This is a genomic window from Aquibacillus kalidii (genome assembly GCF_014280935.1).
Classification (GTDB): domain Bacteria; phylum Bacillota; class Bacilli; order Bacillales; family Amphibacillaceae; genus Aquibacillus_D; species Aquibacillus_D kalidii.
In genome coordinates this window covers 34,417-55,659 of record NZ_JACLZI010000061.1, presented here as the reverse complement: position 1 = coordinate 55,659, position 21,243 = coordinate 34,417, and the positions used below count along the sequence as shown (strand labels likewise).

Below are 21,243 nucleotides of genomic sequence, written 5' to 3'. Positions count from 1 at the left end.
TTGTCCCTCCAATGTTAAATTCAATTCTAACTTTCTATTTCTATTAACCTTTTGTTGCTCCTGAAGTCAGTCCACCAATCAAATATCGTTGTAATAACAAGAAGACGATGGAGATTGGAATAGCAATTAAAATCGATCCTGCAGCAAATCTTGTAAAATTGTTTGCGAATTGGGCATTAACAAAATTATATAGACCTAAGGCTAATGTGTAATTTTCCGGACTCCGTAAGATAATTCTAGGTAAGATAAAATCCATAAATGGTGCCATAAAATTAAACAAGGCTACGACAGCAAGAATTGGCTTCGCTAATGGGAGCATAATCGTAAATAACACTCTAAAGTGACCAGCTCCATCCATTCTAGCAGACTCATCTAACTCTCTTGGAATCGTGTCAAAATAACCCTTCACTAGGAAAGCATTCATTGGAATTGCTCCACCAACATAAATAAGGATCAGCCCTAACAAAGAATCTAATAACCCTACTAGATTCAGTAATATATAGATGGCAACCATTGCCATCAAGACAGGAAACATTTGCAGTAATAAAAATGCATATAATCCATTTTTTCTTCCAACAAAACGATACCTTGAAAAGGCATAAGCAACCAACGATACGAAAACAGTTGCTCCTATCGAGGCTGAAAAGGCAACAATCAACGTATTTTTATACCATAATAAATAATCACTATCAGGATTAGTGAATAACCATACATAATGTTTAAATGACCAATTATCTGGTATCATATTGGCACCAAATAGACTCGATCCTGGATTAAGTGATAACCCAAATGTCCAAAGAAGAGGATATAGAATGACGATGAACATGACAATGACGCTTCCGTACATCCCCACTAATTCTAGTGTGTTTTTCATCTTTCTACTCATTACATTTCCCCCTCCTCTTTAAATGAAGCTGTTTTTCTAAATTGAAAAAACGCAAACACCGCTACGATTAGTCCTAATATGAGTGATATTGCAGCAGCAATACTAAATTGACTGGATTCAAATGTTAAATCGTATACCCATGAAATTAAAATATCGGTACCGCCTGCATTTTGGTTTTTTACAGCAGGTCCACCCTGATTAAATAAATAGATAATATTGAAATTATTGAAGTTCTGTGCATACTGCAAAATTAATAAGGGTGCAGTTGCAAACATTAAGTGTGGGAACGTAATATTCCTAAACTTTTGGAACCGGCTGGCACCATCCATATCTGCCGCTTCATACCATTCAGATGAGATACTTTGCAGTACACCTGTAAACAAGGCAAAAACAAACGGAAATCCTAACCATATTTGTATGGCGATCAAAGCCACTTTTGCCCAGAAAGGATCACTTAACCATGGAATGCCTGATCCAAATAACGGCATTAATATATCTCTGTTAATTGCACCGAAGTTGTCATTAAATAATGCTGAGAAAATTAGTATCGTAACGAATCCCGGTACTGCCCATGGAAGGATTAACACTGTCCGAATTAATCTTTTGAATCTCATTCTAGAGTCATTGACTATTACCGCTAGATACATAGCCAATCCAATTTGTAAGGTAGTGGCTACAAATGTCCAGATTAATGTCCATGCTAGCACGGAGAAAAATGTGTTTCTCCATATCGGGACAGTTAACAACGATTTAAAGTTTTCAAAGCCAACCCACTCTAATAAGTTCTTAGGTGGTGAATTCATCAAGGTATAATTGGTAAAGGCAAGAAACGCCATAAATAGAAGTGGGAAAATAACGACAAATACCAATAAGACTAAACCAGGACCTGTTAAAACATATGGGAAGGCGGTATCCCATGCATCACGAATCGTTTCTCTTAAATTACCACGTTTAAATCCGTCTTTGATTTTCTGTGCATCCCTGTTAGCATCGACCAAATTTGCTATATAAAAGGTTAAGGCAAAAGAGGTTAATATGAGGGCTATTATACCTTGGCTTAACAAAACCCTAGAATCATCAACAGTAGGAATCGTACCTAATGTGAAAAGCCCCCAATAGCCTATGTTTAATATGTCATAAAAAACAATAGAGAACGCCAATGATATGATGAGGAAAATAGATCCCTTGATATACCGTTTATTGTACAGTTGACCTAAACCCGGGATAAGGGACAATATGGTCGCTAACTTTACATTATGTTCTCGTGACTTACTAGATGCCATCTCGCACCCTCCTTCTGCTTTCCTACAATTCAAAAGCTTTTTTGAAGGAAAACGTTTCGTAAGATATAAAGTAAAATTTGTTTGCTTAGATATCACTCATTTTTGAGCAATATCTAAGCTAAAACGATTACTTATAGTTTAATTCGATATCTTGTTTAATAGCTTCTACAGCATTATTTAACGATTCTTCCACATCTTCCCCTTGGGTGATGAATGATAAGGCGTCGGCCATCGGATCCCAAACTGCAGATAATGCTGGAACTGGTGGAAATGGTTTAGCATGCTCTAATTGTGTCGCAAAGCCTTTAACCAACGGATCAGTCTGGAACTCATCGCTTCTTAAAATAGATGATTTAGCAGGCATTTCGCCTGTTTTTTCATAATAGGTCTTTAAAGATTCTTCACTAGTTAGGTAAATAGCTAGGTCTGTAGCTGCTTGCGGATATTCTGTATAAGCTGAAAGCATCCACCCTTTAGTCCCTAGGAATGTAATAGGGTTTTCTCCATTTTCAAGTTTTGGTAGCGGAGCTGTCCCCAATTTATCCCCTAACGATTCTTTAAATTCAGAAAGTGCCCAAGGACCATTAACGACTGCACCTACTTTTCCATCATTGAACAATCCTCCTACTACATCTTGCGTAATTCCAGTTGGCATGTATCCGTTTTCAAACCAACCTTTAATCAATTCACCACCTTTTACTGCTGCTTCACTAGCTAAACCAATATCATCAACTTGATACACGTCATCTTTCTCACCGAAAATAGAAGCTCCGTACCCAGCCATAAATGGAAAAGAGAAATAAAAATCAGCTGCAGGATACAAAAATCCGTATTCATCCTTTGAGGTGTTTGTAAGATCTTTTGCTATTACTTCTAATTCAGCAATTGTTTCTGGTGCTTCAGGTATGAGATCTTTGTTATAATAAAGTGCCAGTGATTCAACCACTGCTGGTAGACCATAAACATCTCCTTCATAACTTAATGCTTCAACAGAGCCTTCTGAATACGTTTCAATTATTTCTTGGTCTACTTCCATCGCTTGCACTAAACCTTTTACAGACAAACTACCAATACCAGGCTGAAAGAATAAATCAGGACCATTTCCAGATGGGCCATCTAGCGACATAGCTTCTTCTTGCTCATCCATCGCAAAAGGTACCACCTCTACTGTTATACCTGACTCCTCTGTAAAACCTTTTGAAATCTCTTCAACAGCACTCGCCTGATCAGTAGGAGCCCAAATAAGTAGCTTCTCTGGCTTTTCCGTACTAGATTCTTCATTTGTATTTTCCGTGTTATCCGAACTACTATCTTCCGTCGATGTATCTCGTTCTGGACCACAAGCAACTAAAAACATCATTAATAATAATGAAAATAAGATTACTAGATTTTTTTTCATCCTTTAATTCCTCCCCTTTTTTATTAACCTTTTGATTAATTGCTAATTGTACAAATAATTGGACAGACATCACCTCCTAAACGTATGTTAACCGGTTAACCAAAACCCAAAAAATTAAAGATTCCATTTTTAGTTAACCGGTTCAATTATAATTAGTAATTTATGCGCTATGACACATAGCACATTTAATTACTAACTATTTTTTTTGTTGATTCTCTTACAACCAACTGAACCGGTAGTTCAATTATTTGACGTTCTACACCTTGATCTCCAATATTATTCATCAAAAGTTCCGCAGCCTTTTCCCCTTTTTTAAAGATATCTTGTTTAATTGTTGTTAAACTCGGGGTAGTAAATTGACTTATACTCAAATCGTCAAAACCAACTATGGAGAAATCATTTGGCACATGCTTCTGATGGTATTGGAAGGCTTTAATCATTCCAATTGCCAATATATCCGATACTGTTACGATTCCTGTTAGTTCTTTGTTCTCATTAAGGATTTTTTCAGCAATCTCCATTCCATTTTCAAACGTAATTTCCCTGGTCTCGAATAATAAATGATTATTTACTTCAAGTCCTGCTTCGTTTAGCGCCTTTTTAAATCCAGTGAAACGTTTCGTGTCAACTGGGCTCAAATTAAGATTGGTAGAAACAAAAGCAATATTTTTATGACCAAGCTTAATTAAATGATTTGCAGCTAGATATCCACCTAGTTCATCGTCTATTTGAACATTATTAAATAATTTTGTATATTCCTCGTATGTATCGATTAGCACGATGGGTATTCCTAATTTTGACATCTGTTCAAATATACTTTTGGGGAATATGCCCAAAAAAATCAAGCCATCTAGATTACGCTTCTTCACCCATTTTCTACACTCTTCTTGGTCCGCAACACCTGTTAGAAGAGTATCAAATTGTTGCTCTCTGGCTACCATTTCAACACCACTAATAAATTCATTATAATAAAGGTTGTTCTTAAGCACGGAGGCAGTAGCGTTATCAGGCATATCATCTGTTAACGGTAACATTATCCCAATTAAATTTGATTTCCTCTTCGATAAACTAACAGCTGTAAAATCAGGGTAATAGCCTAATTGTTCTATAGCCTCTAGCACTCGTATTTTCGTTTTATCAGAGACTTTTTTAACTCCATTTAATACGTAAGAAACAGTTGCAGGTGAAACATTTGCATGTTTTGCTACATCTCTAATTGTTGGTTTATTTGTCATGTTCATCCCTACTTTCGTTAACCGGTTAACCTATATTCGTATAATAATATAACGCTTTCATCGTGTCAATGATAAAATAAAATGTTCCCTGCCATTATAGTAGTAGATTAACTGAAATGAACTAGCAGGTAATGAAACTTATTTCATATAATAATGATTAATTCTACTTGACGGTGACATTTCTGCTCGGACCTTTTGATTTGGGAGAAATCCAGAATTAATAGTTAACATATTACTAGCCAACACTAATCACTGTCCTTCGATAATAGACATAAACCATTTTGTCTTTCGACAGAGTCTAACCCCTATAACTAGCTCTTTAGTTATACACTAAACTTCAGTACCTAATTAATAATTACGTAACCTATGTCAATAAACTAAGAACAAATCTATAAAAGAACCCAGTTCCGCTTTAACTTAACAAAAGCGTACACCAGGTTCTTTTAAACATCTCGACGACTTTTGACAAATTTCGGGTGGTGACAGGCACCCTTATACAAAGAAGAAGCAAAGGACTGGTCCTCTGCTTCTCTAATTCATTACTGTGTTCTTCTATTACGGATATATAGGAATCCACCAAATAATAGGATTATCATACCAGCTAACATGTAGTTAAAAACTGACGTAGCTGTGTTTGGAAGATCTTCAGATTGTTGATTGTCATCTGATTGACCTTCTTCACTAGACTGATCGCCCTCTCCAGTCTGATTATCATCTTGAGTTGGACCCTCTGTTCCGCGACCCTCTGTTCCTGGATTCTCGGTTTCTGGATCCTCTGTTCCCGAATCTTCTTCAACTTTTACTAATCTAACGTTGTCCATTACTATATTATATGGCACTGCAAGCTCAGGGTCGGTTGCACCTCGACCTAGGCCAAATAATAGTTGTTTGTTGCCATTTTCGGCTACCTCAATAATAGCTTCATAGGTTTTCATAGTATTAGAAACAGTAAATGCTTCAACTTCACTGCCCTTTAATTCAACCGATACAGGACGCGTGTGATCGGATTTAGCATCAAATGATAATTTATATGTTCCTGCTGGTACATCCAAGACTTGCAGAAGTTGGATATGATACCATTGCCATCCTACCTGTTTAACTTGAGCGTTTAATTGACCATCCACTACTGAAAAGTCAGCAAGGCCTGCCCATTCTTCATATGTTGCTTGGTTAAAAATATTCCAACCCTCTACTAAATTATCAGGAGCAATTCCAAACTCCGTAGTTGTATCAAAGGTACCGTCTATTACAAGGTTATCTCCAACCTCAACCCAATCTTTGTCTAGATCTGGGTCCACTCCTTTTTCTTTTAAAACGAAATCATCGAATGATATCGTATGTGCCTCAGAAGGAGTAGTTGCATCATCAACAGTTACTCCACCGAGCATGAAGTTAAGCTTTAACGTATCATTAGCGGCTGTTGCTGTAAAATCCCGGGTAAATGTTTGCATATCTGCTGTTAATTGGAACGGAATTTTTGTGCTTCCTGAACCAAAAATTTCTACACTAATTGGACGATTAATTGTTGAACTTGCTTTAAAGCTAAGTTCATATGTTTTACCAACTTCTAAATCAATTCCATCTTGGAAAAATTGGTTTGCATAATCATACGCACCTAAAGCAGTCACATCTAGATTTGCAACTCCGTTCGTTACTTCAAACGTCGCAGCACCGCCTTCACCAGACCAAGTAGCCCAGCTTTGTGTACCATTAGTAAAGTCTCCATTTAAGATAAGATTACCATCATCTGCTTTAATCGTTTGCTCAACAGATGTTGGGGCATAACCATCAGATTCTATAACAATTTTATAAACTGCTGCTTCTGGGAACAAGCTTGCTGGTAATGTAATCTTACCCGCTTCAATTGTGTAATCAGATTCAGCCAGTGCTTGACCATCTACTTTAACTGCTGTAATATTTTCTCTCCAAGTTTGATCATCATTAAATAAAAGCTCTACGTCTGATCCAACAGTGATGTCCGTCTGTTCTGCTGTAAGGCTAGGCGCACGATCATAAGGAGCATCCTTAACTTCAAGAACAACATTGTCAATCGTAACATCATGTGCACCAAGTGACTCAGAACCATCCATCATACCTAGTAAGAATTTCAAGTCTGCCGTATCATTTGCAGACATTTTAAACTCAAACTCATAATTTTGCATGGTGTCTGTAAGCTGTACCGTTTCATCCACATACCTAGTGTAGCTAGAATTTTCAAGAATAGCACCTATCGTTCTATTTTTTGATGACTTTGCATCAAATGATAGGACATAATCCATTCCTTTTGTGAAGGACATACCAGATTGGAATAATTGAATACCCCACGGTTGGCCTCCTACACTAGAAATACTAGTTACAGATTCACCGTTGACATTAGTACTGTTTCCAGCTGCACCATCATTATGGAAGTAAGTTTCCCATCCAGTCATTCCGCTAGAGAAGTCACCATTGTCTAATGGGAAAATATCAATACCAGAATAATCAATATTGTTTGTTGTGCGAACTAGTTTTACATTATCCATCGTTACATCTGCATTACTTCCACCAAGTAAGATAACGAGTTGACCATTCACATCATTTTCCTCACTCATTGCAAAGGATGCGGTATGCTCTACCGTATTCGTAGTCAATGAAATAGTGTCTTCCCCATAAACAGTCGAACCATCTTCACTAACAAGCTTCACGGTCACATCACGTTCTTCTTCCGCCTTTGCATCAAACGTGAACTGGTAATTATTATTCTTCAGTAAGTTCATTCCTTTTTGTGTCAATGTAATATCTTCAGCACTTGAACCACCATCAGTAATTGCAACACTTAGCTCTCTTGTGTCGGAATCTACGGACGCACTTGCATCGGCAGTCGAAGCATCAAAGTGCCAGTAAGTCATACGATCCATTTCCCCTAGATCAAACGTACCGTTGTACACGTGGTTACCATTTCCAAGAGGCTCTTTCGCTGCGTCTTCCTGGTATGGATCAGCCTCAGCCTCAACCTCTTCTACACGAATATTCCCCAGCCAAACAGGATTTGTATTTAATCCTAAGTTTAACTCTATACGCGCTAAAGGATTCGTGTCATTTTTCATTTGGAAGGTGAAATCATAAGATTGGACCTCATCTGTTAAATTAAACGTTTCACTATCAGAATAAACAGCCCAACCTGCTGAATCATCAGCTCCAAGCTTTACATTAATATCTCGATTTGTATTAGACTTTGCATCAAAGCTTACCTTATAATGTCTACCTTTACCTAATGTTAAATATTGGATTAACTGAAGAGAGTAAGCTTGGGTTCCTGCGTGTGTAATATCTACCTTAGCAAACGTATCTCCCCCAATAGCTTCTGTCGTTAACTCACCTGCACCACCAAACGTATCAATCTTTGCAAAATTCCAATACTCTTTATCAAGTGGTGTATCGGATGCTGTAATTTCCGTAACATGTTCAAAGTTAGCATCGTGAATTAAGTTACCATCAGCAGTCGGTTCTTTCGCATCATCAGGTAACGGCTCCACTTCGATTACAGGTTCAACAGGTTCTTTGTAGTCTCTGCCCTCTAATTCATAAACTCGTACATAATCTACTTCCATTTCTGCTGGCATGTCAGAATCAGCCGGTGTTCTTCCTCCATCAAACGTTCCACCTACAGCTAGATTTAAAATAATATAAAATTCTTGATCGAATGGAGCTGGATATGCATATTTTGTAGGTTGGTCAGCGCCAATACTGTTCCAGTTATTCTCTGTATGGTATAGTTTACCATCCACATACCAACGAATTTCACCTGGCTCCCATTCTACAGAATAGACATGGAAGTTTGTAATATCATCGCCTTCTTCAAACTCATACTCTCCACCTGAAAACTTATTAGCTGGAGCACTTCCGCCATAATGAATCGTTCCACCTATGGATTGAGGAAGGCGCCCTCTTGCTTCCATAATATCTATCTCACCCGATGATGCCCAATTACCATATACACTATCTTTTGGCATCATCCAAAATGCAGGCCATAGTCCATCGCCTTCTGGTAATTTCATCTTAGCTTCAAACTTACCATACTTCTTAGCATAAGTTGGCTCCGTAAATAGTCTAGCAGACGTATATGCCTTCCCATCTTTACTTTCTTTTTTAGCTGTAACAACTAGCTTACCATCTTCAACAGTAGCATTTTCAGGTTGGTAGTATTGTTCCTCTTGGTTACCCCAACCATCAAGGCCATACTGGGCACCAGTACCATTTTGGTAACCCCATTTTGAGGTATCAACCTCAGTTCCATCAAATTCATCATTCCATACCATTTCCCAATCCGTATAGTGCGATTCTGGGATATCGACTGTATCATCTGATCCGCCTTCTGAATCACCAGTTCCGTCACCTGAACCTCCTTCTCCAGTAGTTGGCTCGTCTGAACCAGAACCACCAATTGTTAGGTCATATGGCAACACCACAGTTGAAGCTTCAGATGGTGCATTGACTTTTAGCTCAACATCACCTGGCTTAAGGAATAACCAAGCTTCTACTTTAATTTTACCGTTAACAAAAGTACCATGCTCACCAGATTCAGAAACTAAGTTTCTATTAAAATATTCATAAGTTCCTAGCGCTACATCAGCATTTGTGTTCATTTGTTCGGGAATATCTGTTCTCTCCACTCGATCCCAATTACCATCTCCGTCAAAGTCATAAGAGACCCTAGCATGAGTAGCAGAGCCACCAGCAAGTCCATTTAAATAATAATTAATGACTGCATTTCCACCACCATTATAGGAACCGCTTACATTTTCTACTACATATGCAATGGAATCACCTGATTTCGGTATGATATCTGCCTCCACTGCTGACCCAGCAGTATCAGAAAGAATTCTAGCATTCCCATCATTTAATAAGTATAGCGTTGTACCATCACCTGTATCCGTAGCAGCAAATACAGCTATGTTAAAATTCGAAAAGACTAATAAAGCAATAAGTAATAAGTAAACTGATTTCTTAAACAAAAACGTTCCCCTCCGTTTTTCTTAGTTTTTTAATTCAACACCTAGGAAAATCTTAGGATTAACACCTCCTTACGTTTTTTTAAAAAAACAAAACCACACACAAAGAGATTAATATCAGACCTAAAACTCATACGATATGATCTGAATAATGTGTGTGAAAAACTACGAGAAGTATAAGGAAAGAATTTAATGGAACTACCACATATCAAAAATAAATTTCTGAGTGATGGTTCATACGCTTTCTTTTAAAGAAGACTGGTACATCAATAAAGGAAACCGGTTTCCATGAGTTGTAAAAAAATATGATGGTAGGTATGTTAATTAACCTGAAACATAACGGAAAGCGCTTTCTGTATTCAGATTATAAAATATCTTCCAAAATAATGCAATAGATTAAGAGTAAAATTTAACTTTGTTGGAAAAAAAACCCTTGCTAATTATCATATTGCAAAAATAAAAGGAAAATTGATTTTGTTTTAACTATAACTAGAAACAGTAGTTTAGAGTCAATGAAAATTATCTAACAAATCGACTACTATCCTGCTACTAGTGTCACTTCAACACTTTTGACAGGAAATCGAAATAATAGATCAGGCTTAAATAAAGTTGTTTTTTTAAGTTGTAACAAGCAAAGGGATTTTTCTCTAGTGCTATATTCATAATGAATTAATCTCTCTTTCCTAAAGGATAGGCACAATGTTGTGTTCCTTCGTCATTTTGTGATTATTTGGAAAATTCAGTGGTAAAATGCCTCTTATAAATAGATTTAAGAGAGAAGTAGGTGTCAATTTGAAAGAAATTAAGTTGTTATGGATAGCTTGCATCATAGCTTTACTAATAGGGTGTGTTAGAGCTGAAAAGAGTAGTATGATGACGCAAGATTCCGTAAGGTCTACTAATACTAGTACTTTTACAGAATCTACTATTAAAACTAACAAAGAAGAAATGCTTAAGTCTAAAAAGGAAGTAGAAATAAAAAACAGCTCGCAGTACACAAATTCCATTACCAATCATAAAGAAAATCAAAATAATACTAATTCTTCATTAGAACCAACCACTAATTCAAATCAAACAGTAAAAGAGCATAATGTTAATAGCAGAACGGGCAGCTATAATGAGAAAACAAATGATAAAATTAGCCCAAATACGAGTAAGGTAGATAAGGTGAAGGATATTACTCCTTTCGTAAAAAACAATATTAAACTTGGCATGTCAAAGAGTGAAGTTATATCCATACTCGGAAAACCAGATGAAATCGCATTTGATTCACTGGTTTCAGAAATCAGTTGGAAGTATATTGTAAGGAATAAGGAGAAAGAATATGAACCAAATACCGAGTACTTTGATTCAGTTGATATGGATGGTTTATTAAATAAATCTATTAACATACAACTATTCATATCTTGGGACAAAGAAATAATAGATAGCTATGTTTTTTATTACAGTGAAAGAGACCAAGAAGTCCTCGAGTACCGTGTTTTTAAAAACGGAATAGTTAGAGAATCAACTTTGTGAAGCAGAGTGACGGTTCTTTCCCCCTTAGTACCAAACCTAAAAGAAGAAAGGGAACCGTCACTCTGTTCCTAATTGCCCCATAACCTATATTAAAAAAGAAGCAGGGGATTCATCCCCTGCTTCCCATATTACACCTATTACACCTGTCTTCTTCTCTTAATAACAAGAACTCCTAGTCCCATAATTAGTAGAACAGAACCTAGCAGTAACCAGTTAAATGTATGACTAGCTGTACTAGGTAATTCCGTATTTTCTTTCTTTTCAGGTGTTTCAATCACACTTTGTGATGAAGCTTCCTCCGTGTTTGTTTCAAATACCGCATACGTACTAAAATGGTTTGTTGTTACAGAAACTGTACCATCCTGGTATGTTCCACCAACAAGTTCCCATTTATCAGTAGACTCGTTCCAATAGAATACTTTCGCATTGTTAGGATTAAATTCTTTGCTAGCATCCACTTCGAAGTGCAATGTAATTCCTTGGTCAAATTTAGTGATGAATTTACCATTTTGCTCAATAGTAAAATCATATACAGTACTTAGAGCATTAGAAATTTGCTTTAACTTTTCAATCTTAATGATTACCTTTTCGGAACTATCTTTAAATACGGAACTTGGGATTTCTAAAGTAATGTCTCCCTTTATAATAGACAGAACAACATCTTTACCTTTCAATAGCTTCACTTGATCTCCTTGAAGTTCAATTTCCACCTCTGTTTTATCAGAAATACTATTTAAGTTGATCTCAATTGTACCTCTATTTTTAACAGAGTTAATCACTTGGGTATCTAATGTAACCTTATTGCCTTTCAGCACAGGAGAAACCTTTACAACTGATAGCCCGTTCTTAGTACCCACAGGATTAGACTTACCATCATCGTCTTCATTTTCTGTTGGTTGCTCTCCTTCTTGGTTACCTTCTGAATCTGTTGGCTGCTCTCCTTCTACTAGAGTTCCTTCCCACTCTGTTTCCACATACTTTTCGACTGATTCTGTTGCCACTTTTCCAACATAGGAACTTGTAGAATTTTCAGTAATGGTAGCAAGAGGATCCCAACCTAGAGAAGAGGATAATAACATTTCTTCTGCTTGAGTCTTGGAAATCTGTGGTCTACCACTATGAATGGAGAATCCTTTACCATACGTATAATATTCATAGAATCTAGCATTCTCAGAAAGGTTTCCACTCATATCATTATACGTATCGTCTTTATTAATAACCTCACTCATATAGGTGTTAATAAATGTTGCTGCGGCATCTGCCCCCCAAGGACGAGCTAATAAATATCCATCACCAGATGCACCAGCCTCTGCAGTGATTCTACTATCTTTAAAAATAAATCCGTATGACTTGTCACTGGCAGTTTTTGGTGCTGTAACATATCCACTATTTTTTATTGCATTGTAACGGAACACAATATCCGAGTCATCAAATAGCGCCTGCGCAGAACCATAGATAAAATCTACATTTCCAAGGATATAACTCTTGTAATAATACTGGCGATTGGAACTTGCATATAAAGTATCTTGGTACCCTAGCATCTTCACATTTACAAAGGTGCTTTTATCAGCATCTACTCGAATCGCATCAGCTGATTCATTCGATTTTGTTCCATCTCCTAAATATTGATACGTATTTTCAAAAGTTAGGTTTTCTGCTGAGAAACCTGTTGCCGTTTCCTTTATATACGTTGCATTTCGATCCGACGTACTTCCACCCTCTGGAGATAGAACTGGATCATAGAATTGAATATTAACCATATCGCGGTCTTCTCCGATCAAACTTATATATGGAGAATTCACTCTTAAATGCTCAAAATAGGCTCCCTCTTTTACCAAAATAACTACTCTTTCTTTATTGTTAGTTGGTACAGCATCAACTGCTGCCTGAACTGTACTAAATTGTTTGATACTAGGCTGTTCATTGGATACTGCACCTTCTACACCAGTATAAGTAGCATCTACAACCATGTCGTAGCTTGTTAAATAAACAAAATTAAATGTTTTTCTAGTGACATTTCCTTGATTATCTGTAAAGTAAAGATTTACATCATTTCTACCTTCTTTTAACTTCACAAGGAAATTAAACAATTGACTTGCTTTTAAGGTTACACTTTCACGTTTTTCACCATTCACGACTAGTTCCATTAATCCTGGTTCATTCGTAACACCTTGAAGTGTGGCCCTATCGGTATATACCGTATCATAAGATTTTTTGATAAGAACAATATCTGTAGCTTCTTTTTCAAGAACGTACTTTCCAACCCTACCAGCAGACGGTACGGATAAAACAGGTTCAGAACCGTTACTAGAATTAATTGCCGATTTTGCTACTAAATAATAGTAATAAGGAGTTTCATTCACTACTTCTGCGTCAACAAAAGTTGTTTTCTTTACTTCACCAAGTAAAGTGTAATCAGCTTGTTCGGATGATTTCCGGTAAATTTCATAGCTTGTAGCCTTATCAATTGCATTCCAATTAAGCGTTAACGTACTATCTCCACTATCTATCGCTAATTCCGGACTAGCCAGTGGTTTTAAAACTTCTACAGCAACTGACTCCAACGCAGCTGTCGTGTCATCACCTAATTTACCATATACCCTGAACTTATACGTTCCACTTTCTTCTATATCAACCGTGTACATATTATCCATAACATAGCTATCTAATGTTGTGTAGGTTTTGCCTCCATCAGTGGATAACTCTATCGCATACGCCCCATCACCTTCAGGCCTGTCTCCACTCCAGGTTACTGTAATTGTTGTCCGGTCAGTTGATATAGCAGGTTGTCCCACACTAGTAACTGTTGGCGCGGCACCTACAGCCTCATAGGTATCTTTTTGATCATATAAGGTCTTTCCATTTTCATCTTGCAGTATTAAATTAGTGATTACTGCATTAACATTCGCAAATGCGAAGCCATATTGCATACTTTTATCTTTATTCATATCAGCAATATCTTCATAATCAATCGAAACACTAGTTGTTTCTGAATTGATAGTTGCTTCTGTATGCCATCCATTTTTGTCCTTTTTAGATACAAGGTGAATCACATCACCAACAGCATAATCAATATCCATACTTCCTGCAGTTGCTATTGATGGAGTATCCTTCTTACTGTATACGTTTCTTAATCTGTTATCCCCTCTAATTCCAACTGTAGCAATCTTGGATATAGTAGTTTCATCCTCAAAGAGACCAAAGAAAACACCATTTTCACTAGAGTTTCCAACCTCTTTTATTTCGATATCCGCTTCCATTGTAGTTGCAGCGCTTCTACCATCAAAAACAAAGTATCCTACGTTGGTTAAGGACTCAATATTTGCTTCTGAATCAGTATGATCTACCTGTAATCGATAGCCATTTGCAGTGATATTTAGTGAATCATGTTCATCTATCTCATTCGGCATAGATGCCTGTTCCTCAACGATTGGGGAACCCTCTGCTTTACCTTTGTTTTTCACTGTAATCCCGTGGAGATAATTTTCTCCTGAAGTAGCTAGTGTGAATCGTAATGTTGTCGCTTCACCAGTATAAGAATAGGTTAATTTCTCACCATCCACTTCAGATTGAAGCTCATTTTTATCAAATGTACCATTTGCTCCCTGCGCTAGGTTTGTAACTTCCAGACTTCCTCCATTACCATATTCACATACAGTAAAGATAATGTCTGCATCCCCGGCCACTTTCACTTCTACATAGTTTTCATCAAGAACAGACATCCCGTGAGAACTATCGTGCCAATATGGGCTATCTCCATCTCCTTTAGCAACTTTTAAAATGCCGTCATCTGTTAAGTAAGAATCGATTGGCAAGCCATTTGTAGGAATTGCGCCTCCCGCAAAATCAAAATTATAGACATCTCCTTTATTCGGAGTAACGAAAACACTAGTATCCTGAACCTTTATCCGATATTCTCTCGGATTTGTCGCTTGATCTGCAAAAGTAACTACAATTTCATTTGTGTCATAATCTATATCTAAATTCCCCACCACATCTGGACTTAGATTAGTAAGAATAGAGGAGCTAAAAATTTCCCCATTTAAATCGGTACTTATGTACGCACTCTCACTTGTGGAATAGTAAACAGATCCTGAAGTCATACTTGTAGATGCATTTTCTAATTTCGTAGCAGCCCCATGTACATCAACAGTTTCTTGTCCAATTTGTAGAGAGAAGTCCTTTTTAACCCAAGGAGTTACATCTTCTCCCTCATCTAAATTTTCTACTATAAAACCATGCACGTAGCCTTTGCCACTCACTGTGAATGTTAACGTAGTAGCACTACCAGAATAGTAGAAGTTTGCTTTCTCCCCATCAACAGGTACCTTGAGTTTAGTACTTTCAGTAAATAACTCACTTCCAGGAGTACCCCCAGATACAGAAATCGTACCTTCATCACTATACTGGCATAAAACAAAAGATATTTTAGCACTACCAGCAACCGCTACCTCAAAACTATTTCCCGTTTTCACAACGAGTCCATGTTTATCTCCATGATGATACATCTCTCCATTGCCGTTATATTTCACTAATCCGTCTGATGACATTAGTGTATCAATTGGATTGTCTTTATCGTAAATCTTCAATTCTGAAAAATCATAATTATATGTTTCCCCCATCTCTGGTAGACTTTCTGCATTTACTACCATATTCTGTTGATATGGTATGGATCCGACCACAACGGTCAGTAACATAACAATTATCATAAACCTCTTAAAACTATCTCGAATTCTTATCATTTTTTAATTCTCCTTTTCTTTGTGTTCCTTTGACTAAGATGATTGATACGGCGTTGTAGGACTTAGAAGAATGTCTCTATCAATGGGTAACTTCTGTGAAAATCTGTGTACGATGGTGTATTTCTCCATATCCATAAAGTCCCTCTATCTGCTTATTTTTCTAGTACATCACAAAAAAATAGTAAGTTTTACCTTGCTTAAACATCTATTACTTTTACTAGAAAAAAGAGTCCCCTTTGAAAAATTACAATCATAGAGAATCACATTCCTTTTAGCTTACTGCCGAACAATTTTATATCGATAACTTTGAACTTTGTCTCTTAATCCCAAAAGACATCACCCAAATTTATAACAACATCCTTTCCACTCCTTCTAATTTCAGAAAATAAAAAAAGACCTAACTAAAATGGACTTAAGTCCAAATTTAATTAGGCCGGTTGCACCAGTAACTCCATACGTCTCTGGTGCCCAAGTACGAGACGTACATCATTGTTTCCTCATATTATTTTTTTAACAAAGTTTAGTATATATTTAGTTTCGTAAATTTTTTGTCAATCCATGGAGTAACATTACTTCTATTTTTGTCGAACCGACAATAAATATCGTCTAATTTAAACTGATTATGTCGAATTACTTTTTTTCGCGTCATTATGTTAGTTTAAACTTGGTATTAAATTAAGGTAGGAATATATATCTAATTTGTTAGATTTTTCGGATTCATTCTAACTTTTTGAAGTAGGTAGTTTAATTGAGGGGATGGAAACGGTCTTTTCACCTCTTAAACGTCAAGAAATTCATTCTTTGTTTTCCTCTCTTAGATTGATTGACAGGTAAATAAAAAGTATAGTCTGCAAGTTGGGTTTCTTTATCAAAATCAGTAACTTGGTAAAAAACTGGTCCTGTACCATAAAGTCCATTTCTTATAACTGCATTCCTTAAATCTTTGGCTAAAAGATGCCATTCATCCGTTTTACACTTTACTCTAGTACTTATTACATGATTAAACTGAAGCGGACTACGTTTAACTTTCATATGAGTTACTTCCTCCTATCTTCTATGTTACTATTTGGGGACGACATTAAATGACTGATACCTAAATTTGCAATAAGTTATTAGAAAGAATTCTGGTATAATCATGGCTATCCCACATTGTAAAAAGAACGATATTACCAAAGGGATAATCAATTCTACTATATTAGGAACTTCCGACATATTCGACACCCCTCTTGCTATCACGCCTCCAAGTATCGTGACACCAAATATGATAGGTATACTCACGAATCCCTTTGATTGTTTAAAGTTATAGAGTCCGGATCTACCTTCTTTAAACTCACCGTGCTTGAAACGGGTAACACCTCTTACAGTAGATATAATTAAATACATGAAACCAACCATTAGACTGACCATTCCAATAGTTACCATTATAGGTACGTTTTGATCAAAGCATAGCACAAAGTAAACTAAGTAAAATTCAATAGATAGTTTGATAAGTAATAAACTTATCACTATCATTTGTATATTTTGAAACTTATATCTAATCCCTTTAATACTAAACAATAAAGCGAATAAAATTTGTCCAAAAAAAAACTAATAGATTGATAGCCGCTATTTTCGACCATGATGGGTGGGCATACTCTGCTCCGATGGAATTATAAGTAAATGCAACTATAATAAAACTAAATATTGTTGTTCCCCAGAAAAAACCTACCACATTCTTCGGGTTCATTCTTCCAAATGCAACCGCTTTTAATTGATACAAATTACTCTCTTGATTCTTTCTCAAATTTCTCTCCTCCTACCAAAATACAGAATCAAGCTTTTTACCGATTCCGCTTACACAATCACTAACTGATCGGCCACATTACTAATCGTTTTACCTTGATCATCTACTAAATTATTTGCAAACTCTTTTGTATGTTCCACTATACTCTGTTTAATCCTGATAGTGGGATGTGAATTAGGAAATTAGGTGCAAAGCCTTCCCCCCTGTTCCAACAGGTGGGACTATTAAGGAAGCTACAGCTGCCTTCTAACTCTATTATTCCAGATTTTAAAAATGCATCAGTACTTTCTCAGTCCTGATTAATTATGACTTTTATCTTAGATGGGATATGATTATTCAATAACCTGTTGAAATCCGACAATTTATGACAATATTTTTAAATTAATCTAGCATTATCTCTAGAAAGTTATATAATATTAGAAAATACAAAAGATTATTAGTATTGATGTTATCTACTAAGCTCTTTGCGAAAAATGGAGTTGATTGATAATGAAATATATTGGACAATTTTTCACCTTTTTCCTTCTGCTTCTAATTTTTCCTTTATATTACAGTATTTCAACTGTATTTGCTGATGAATTGCCAAATGAAGAAAAGGAAGTAATTGTAGTTTATAAAAATCAAGATGGAAAAGAAGCAACAGTAGAGGATAGTATTCGTGTTGAATATCAGTTTAAATCTGTTCCTGCTGTTTCAGTAGTGACCACGGAGGAGGAGCTAACTGAACTAGAAGCAAATAAAGATATAGCTTATATAGAGGAAAGTCTACCTTTTAGTATTACAGATACGAATACTACAAAAGTGTTAAACACCCTAGCTGATTACTCAACAGGTACAACTCCATGGAACATTAATGCTACAAATGTACGAGCTCTTTGGAATGAGGGCTTCACCGGTAAAGGGATAAAGGTTGCTGTACTGGATACAGGAATCGCAAACCACAGTGAATTAAACATATCAGGTGGAGTATCCACAGTAGATAACACTACTATGTGGCATGATGACCATGGACATGGGACTCATGTTTCTGGAATTATTGCTGCACAACCTAACATCCGACGTATTAACGGATTTGATATTGTAGGAGTTTCCCCGGATGTAAGCTTATATGCGGTGAAGGTATTAGATAGTCAAGGAATTGGAAGCCTTCAAGATATATTAGAAGGCTTAGATTGGGCGATAACAAATAATATGGATATCGTTAACCTTAGCTTTGGTACTTCTGGATATAGCCAGCTGTTCGAGCAAATGATAAATAATGCGTACAACAAAGGAATAGTGATTGTTGCAGCAAGTGGAAATGACGGGTTAGAAAACTCGGTAAATTACCCTGCTAAATTTGCCAACGTTAATGCAATATCGTCCGTCAATCAATCTCTAAGCTTAAGTAGCTTTTCTTCTACCGGCAAAGAAGTTGATTTTTCAGCTCCAGGAGAAACTATATTAAGTACCTTTACTGGCGAGAACTATGCCTACCAAAGTGGCACTTCCCAAGCGACTCCGCATGTTACTGGAATGCTTGCTCTATTAAAACAAAAATATCCATTTCTAACGAATAGTCAGTTAAAATCCTTGCTTAGTAAGTACACAACGGACTTAGGGACATACGGACTTGATCCGTTCTATGGACATGGATTTATTTCTTATAATTCTGGTGCAGAACAAGCGGTTTTAACTGACTCTGTCATGGATCAGGGTTTTAAGCAGGGAACCTATACAGTTGGGGAAGAGGTACAACCTGGATTGACCCGATTTAGTGTTTCTAATGGTGAAGCGTCTTTATTGATTACTAGAGGTAATGAAGTAATAGTATTTGTGAATATTGAAAGTAAGCCTTTTTATTATTCAGATAAATTTATTGCAAACCTAAAAGAAGGGGACAACATAGAAATTTTCTCGAATAGGGAATTAACTTCAGTTGGAGTTGAAAAAGTTTCTACTGTAGATGTAAGCAAACTTTCTTCTGGTTACTACGAAATAGGGACAGATATACCAACAGGTACTTATACAATTACATTTGATAGTCCAAATGAAAAGGACTCTACTGCTGATATCAGAATATTTAATAGTAACTATATGACAAAGAATTTTTATAGTGTTTCTAGCAATGATCCACCATTTGATTATACCTTTGTAAAAGGAGATATGGTCTACCTAGCAAATTATTTAGGTACCATGAACTTGAAAGAAAAAGTACTGATCCCTACAAGTATCACATTGAATAAATCAACTATTTCTTTATTGGTAAGTCGTTCCACGCAATTAAAAGCAACTGTAAGCCCTTCTACAGCATATAATAAAGGTGTTAGTTGGATAAGTAGTAATCCAGCTGTTGCAACCGTAGATTCTAACGGGAACGTAAAGGCAATCAAAGCAGGAACAACCACAGTTACTGCAATTGCTAAGGGAAATACCTCTGTAAAGAACAGTACCAAACTAACAGTGAAAAATATATTACCTACTAGCTTAAAGTTATCTAAATCAACTTTAAATATTTCAAAGCAACAAGCTTTCAAGGTTACAGCAACTGTTTCCCCATCAAATGCAACTGTAAAGACCGTTACATGGAGAAGCTCGAACACAAAGGTAGCGACAGTTGATTCTAGAGGGATCATCAAAGGGAATACTAATGGCACTGCTACCATAACAGCGACTACGAAGGACAACACAAAAGTTTATAAGAAGATCACCGTGAAGGTTTCTAACAAAACAGTAAAGGTAAACAAATCGTCTCTATCAGTCGTTGTTGGAAATTCATCTACTATAAAAGCAACTGTTTCCCCCTCTGATAGTACTGAGAAAACAGTAAAATGGAAATCATCCAATACCAAAATTGCCACAGTTGATAGTAAAGGCAAGGTAACTGGTAAATCAAATGGCACTGCAACGATCACCGCAACCGTAAAGGGAGCAAAGGAAATAAAAGTAAAAGTAACAGTTAATCGTCCTGTAGCTGCCAAATCAGTTAAGTTAAATAAAAAGTATGCTACGCTAAGTAAAGGAAAGACATTGACCCTATCTGCTACCGTTAGCCCTAGCAATACAACAAATAAAACAGTGAGTTGGAAATCCTCCAATAGCAGTATTGCTTCTGTAGACAGTAAAGGAAGAGTTCAAGCAGTTCGATCAGGTACGGCAAAGATAACTGGTACAACATCAAATGGTAAAAAGGCTATTTTTACTGTTAGAGTTCGTTAAGGAAACATAGTCCCCTCACTTAGTACCAGTTTGGGTTTAAACTAATCATGAGAAGCAGAGGTAACTTTTCCTCTGCTTTTTTTTGTATGTGATCATAAAAAAATAATTAATATTGTATGATAATCTTGACTCTCCCCACAACAATTTGATTTATTCCGTCCTAGTGGAGGTATGCTTCCCCCCTTCCCTCTTGCGGTACTGGAACTCA

Annotated in this window: 11 protein-coding genes and 1 riboswitch; of the genes, 2 read left to right on the top strand and 9 right to left on the bottom strand. The window is 36.4% G+C overall.

All coding sequences use genetic code 11. The features are described 5' to 3' along the window. Positions 1-43: 43 nt before the first annotated feature. The 5 genes from H7K77_RS17970 to H7K77_RS17950 all read right to left on the bottom strand — a co-directional run bounded on the left by H7K77_RS17970 (position 44) and on the right by H7K77_RS17950 (position 9,797). On the bottom strand, positions 44-886 hold the full coding sequence (locus H7K77_RS17970; RefSeq protein WP_186579878.1) for a sugar ABC transporter permease: 843 nt from the start codon (positions 884-886) through the stop codon (positions 44-46). After that, a complete protein-coding gene (locus H7K77_RS17965; RefSeq protein WP_186579876.1) occupies positions 886-2,169 on the bottom strand; it encodes a sugar ABC transporter permease in 1,284 nt (427 codons plus the stop codon). The genes H7K77_RS17970 and H7K77_RS17965 overlap by 1 nt, the downstream gene beginning before the upstream one ends. A 127-nt stretch (positions 2,170-2,296) precedes the next feature. Next, positions 2,297-3,568, bottom strand: a complete 1,272-nt coding sequence (locus tag H7K77_RS17960) for a sugar ABC transporter substrate-binding protein (protein WP_186579874.1) — start codon at positions 3,566-3,568, stop codon at positions 2,297-2,299. A 185-nt stretch (positions 3,569-3,753) separates the two neighbouring features. Next, a complete protein-coding gene (locus tag H7K77_RS17955; protein WP_186579872.1) occupies positions 3,754-4,803 on the bottom strand; it encodes a LacI family DNA-binding transcriptional regulator in 1,050 nt (349 codons plus the stop codon). Between the two features lie 539 nt (positions 4,804-5,342). Next, a complete protein-coding gene (locus H7K77_RS17950) occupies positions 5,343-9,797 on the bottom strand; it encodes a carbohydrate binding domain-containing protein (protein WP_186579870.1) in 4,455 nt (1,484 codons plus the stop codon). A 789-nt stretch (positions 9,798-10,586) separates the two neighbouring features. On the opposite strand from H7K77_RS17950, the gene H7K77_RS17945 reads away from it, so the two are divergent. Next, the gene (locus tag H7K77_RS17945; protein WP_186579869.1) at positions 10,587-11,312 is read left to right on the top strand and encodes a hypothetical protein; all 726 of its coding nucleotides are present in this window, start codon (positions 10,587-10,589) and stop codon (positions 11,310-11,312) included. A 137-nt stretch (positions 11,313-11,449) separates the two neighbouring features. On the opposite strand, the gene H7K77_RS17940 is transcribed toward H7K77_RS17945, so the two are convergent. The 4 genes from H7K77_RS17940 to H7K77_RS17930 all read right to left on the bottom strand — a co-directional run bounded on the left by H7K77_RS17940 (position 11,450) and on the right by H7K77_RS17930 (position 17,837). After that, a complete protein-coding gene (locus H7K77_RS17940; RefSeq protein ID WP_186579867.1) occupies positions 11,450-16,054 on the bottom strand; it encodes a pectinesterase family protein in 4,605 nt (1,534 codons plus the stop codon). 422 nt (positions 16,055-16,476) lie between these two features. Then, a riboswitch (cyclic di-GMP riboswitch) is annotated at positions 16,477-16,560 on the bottom strand. A gap of 265 nt (positions 16,561-16,825) precedes the next feature. Further along, complete coding sequence (locus tag H7K77_RS17935; protein ID WP_186579865.1) at positions 16,826-17,086, bottom strand: hypothetical protein; 261 nt, start codon at positions 17,084-17,086, stop codon at positions 16,826-16,828. Positions 17,087-17,116: 30 nt separating this feature from the next. Continuing rightward, on the bottom strand, positions 17,117-17,566 hold the full coding sequence (locus H7K77_RS21090) for a hypothetical protein (RefSeq protein ID WP_222599440.1): 450 nt from the start codon (positions 17,564-17,566) through the stop codon (positions 17,117-17,119). A gap of 37 nt (positions 17,567-17,603) precedes the next feature. Next, on the bottom strand, positions 17,604-17,837 hold the full coding sequence (locus H7K77_RS17930; protein WP_186579863.1) for a hypothetical protein: 234 nt from the start codon (positions 17,835-17,837) through the stop codon (positions 17,604-17,606). A 489-nt stretch (positions 17,838-18,326) separates the two neighbouring features. On the opposite strand from H7K77_RS17930, the gene H7K77_RS17925 reads away from it, so the two are divergent. Beyond that, a complete protein-coding gene (locus H7K77_RS17925) occupies positions 18,327-21,035 on the top strand; it encodes a S8 family serine peptidase (RefSeq protein ID WP_186579861.1) in 2,709 nt (902 codons plus the stop codon). Positions 21,036-21,243: the final 208 nt, after the last annotated feature.

Excerpts from the sequence above, each read along its gene's own strand:
- H7K77_RS21090 (WP_222599440.1), bottom strand. The coding sequence starts at position 17,566 with ATGATAGTGATAAGTTTATTACTTATCAAACTATCTATTGAATTTTAC.
- H7K77_RS17940 (WP_186579867.1), bottom strand. The coding sequence starts at position 16,054 with ATGATAAGAATTCGAGATAGTTTTAAGAGGTTTATGATAATTGTTATG.
- H7K77_RS17935 (WP_186579865.1), bottom strand. The coding sequence starts at position 17,086 with ATGAAAGTTAAACGTAGTCCGCTTCAGTTTAATCATGTAATAAGTACT.
- H7K77_RS17925 (WP_186579861.1), top strand. The coding sequence starts at position 18,327 with ATGAAATATATTGGACAATTTTTCACCTTTTTCCTTCTGCTTCTAATT.
- H7K77_RS17970 (WP_186579878.1), bottom strand. The coding sequence starts at position 886 with ATGAGTAGAAAGATGAAAAACACACTAGAATTAGTGGGGATGTACGGA.
- H7K77_RS17955 (WP_186579872.1), bottom strand. The coding sequence starts at position 4,803 with ATGACAAATAAACCAACAATTAGAGATGTAGCAAAACATGCAAATGTT.
- H7K77_RS17960 (WP_186579874.1), bottom strand. The coding sequence starts at position 3,568 with ATGAAAAAAAATCTAGTAATCTTATTTTCATTATTATTAATGATGTTT.
- H7K77_RS17965 (WP_186579876.1), bottom strand. The coding sequence starts at position 2,169 with ATGGCATCTAGTAAGTCACGAGAACATAATGTAAAGTTAGCGACCATA.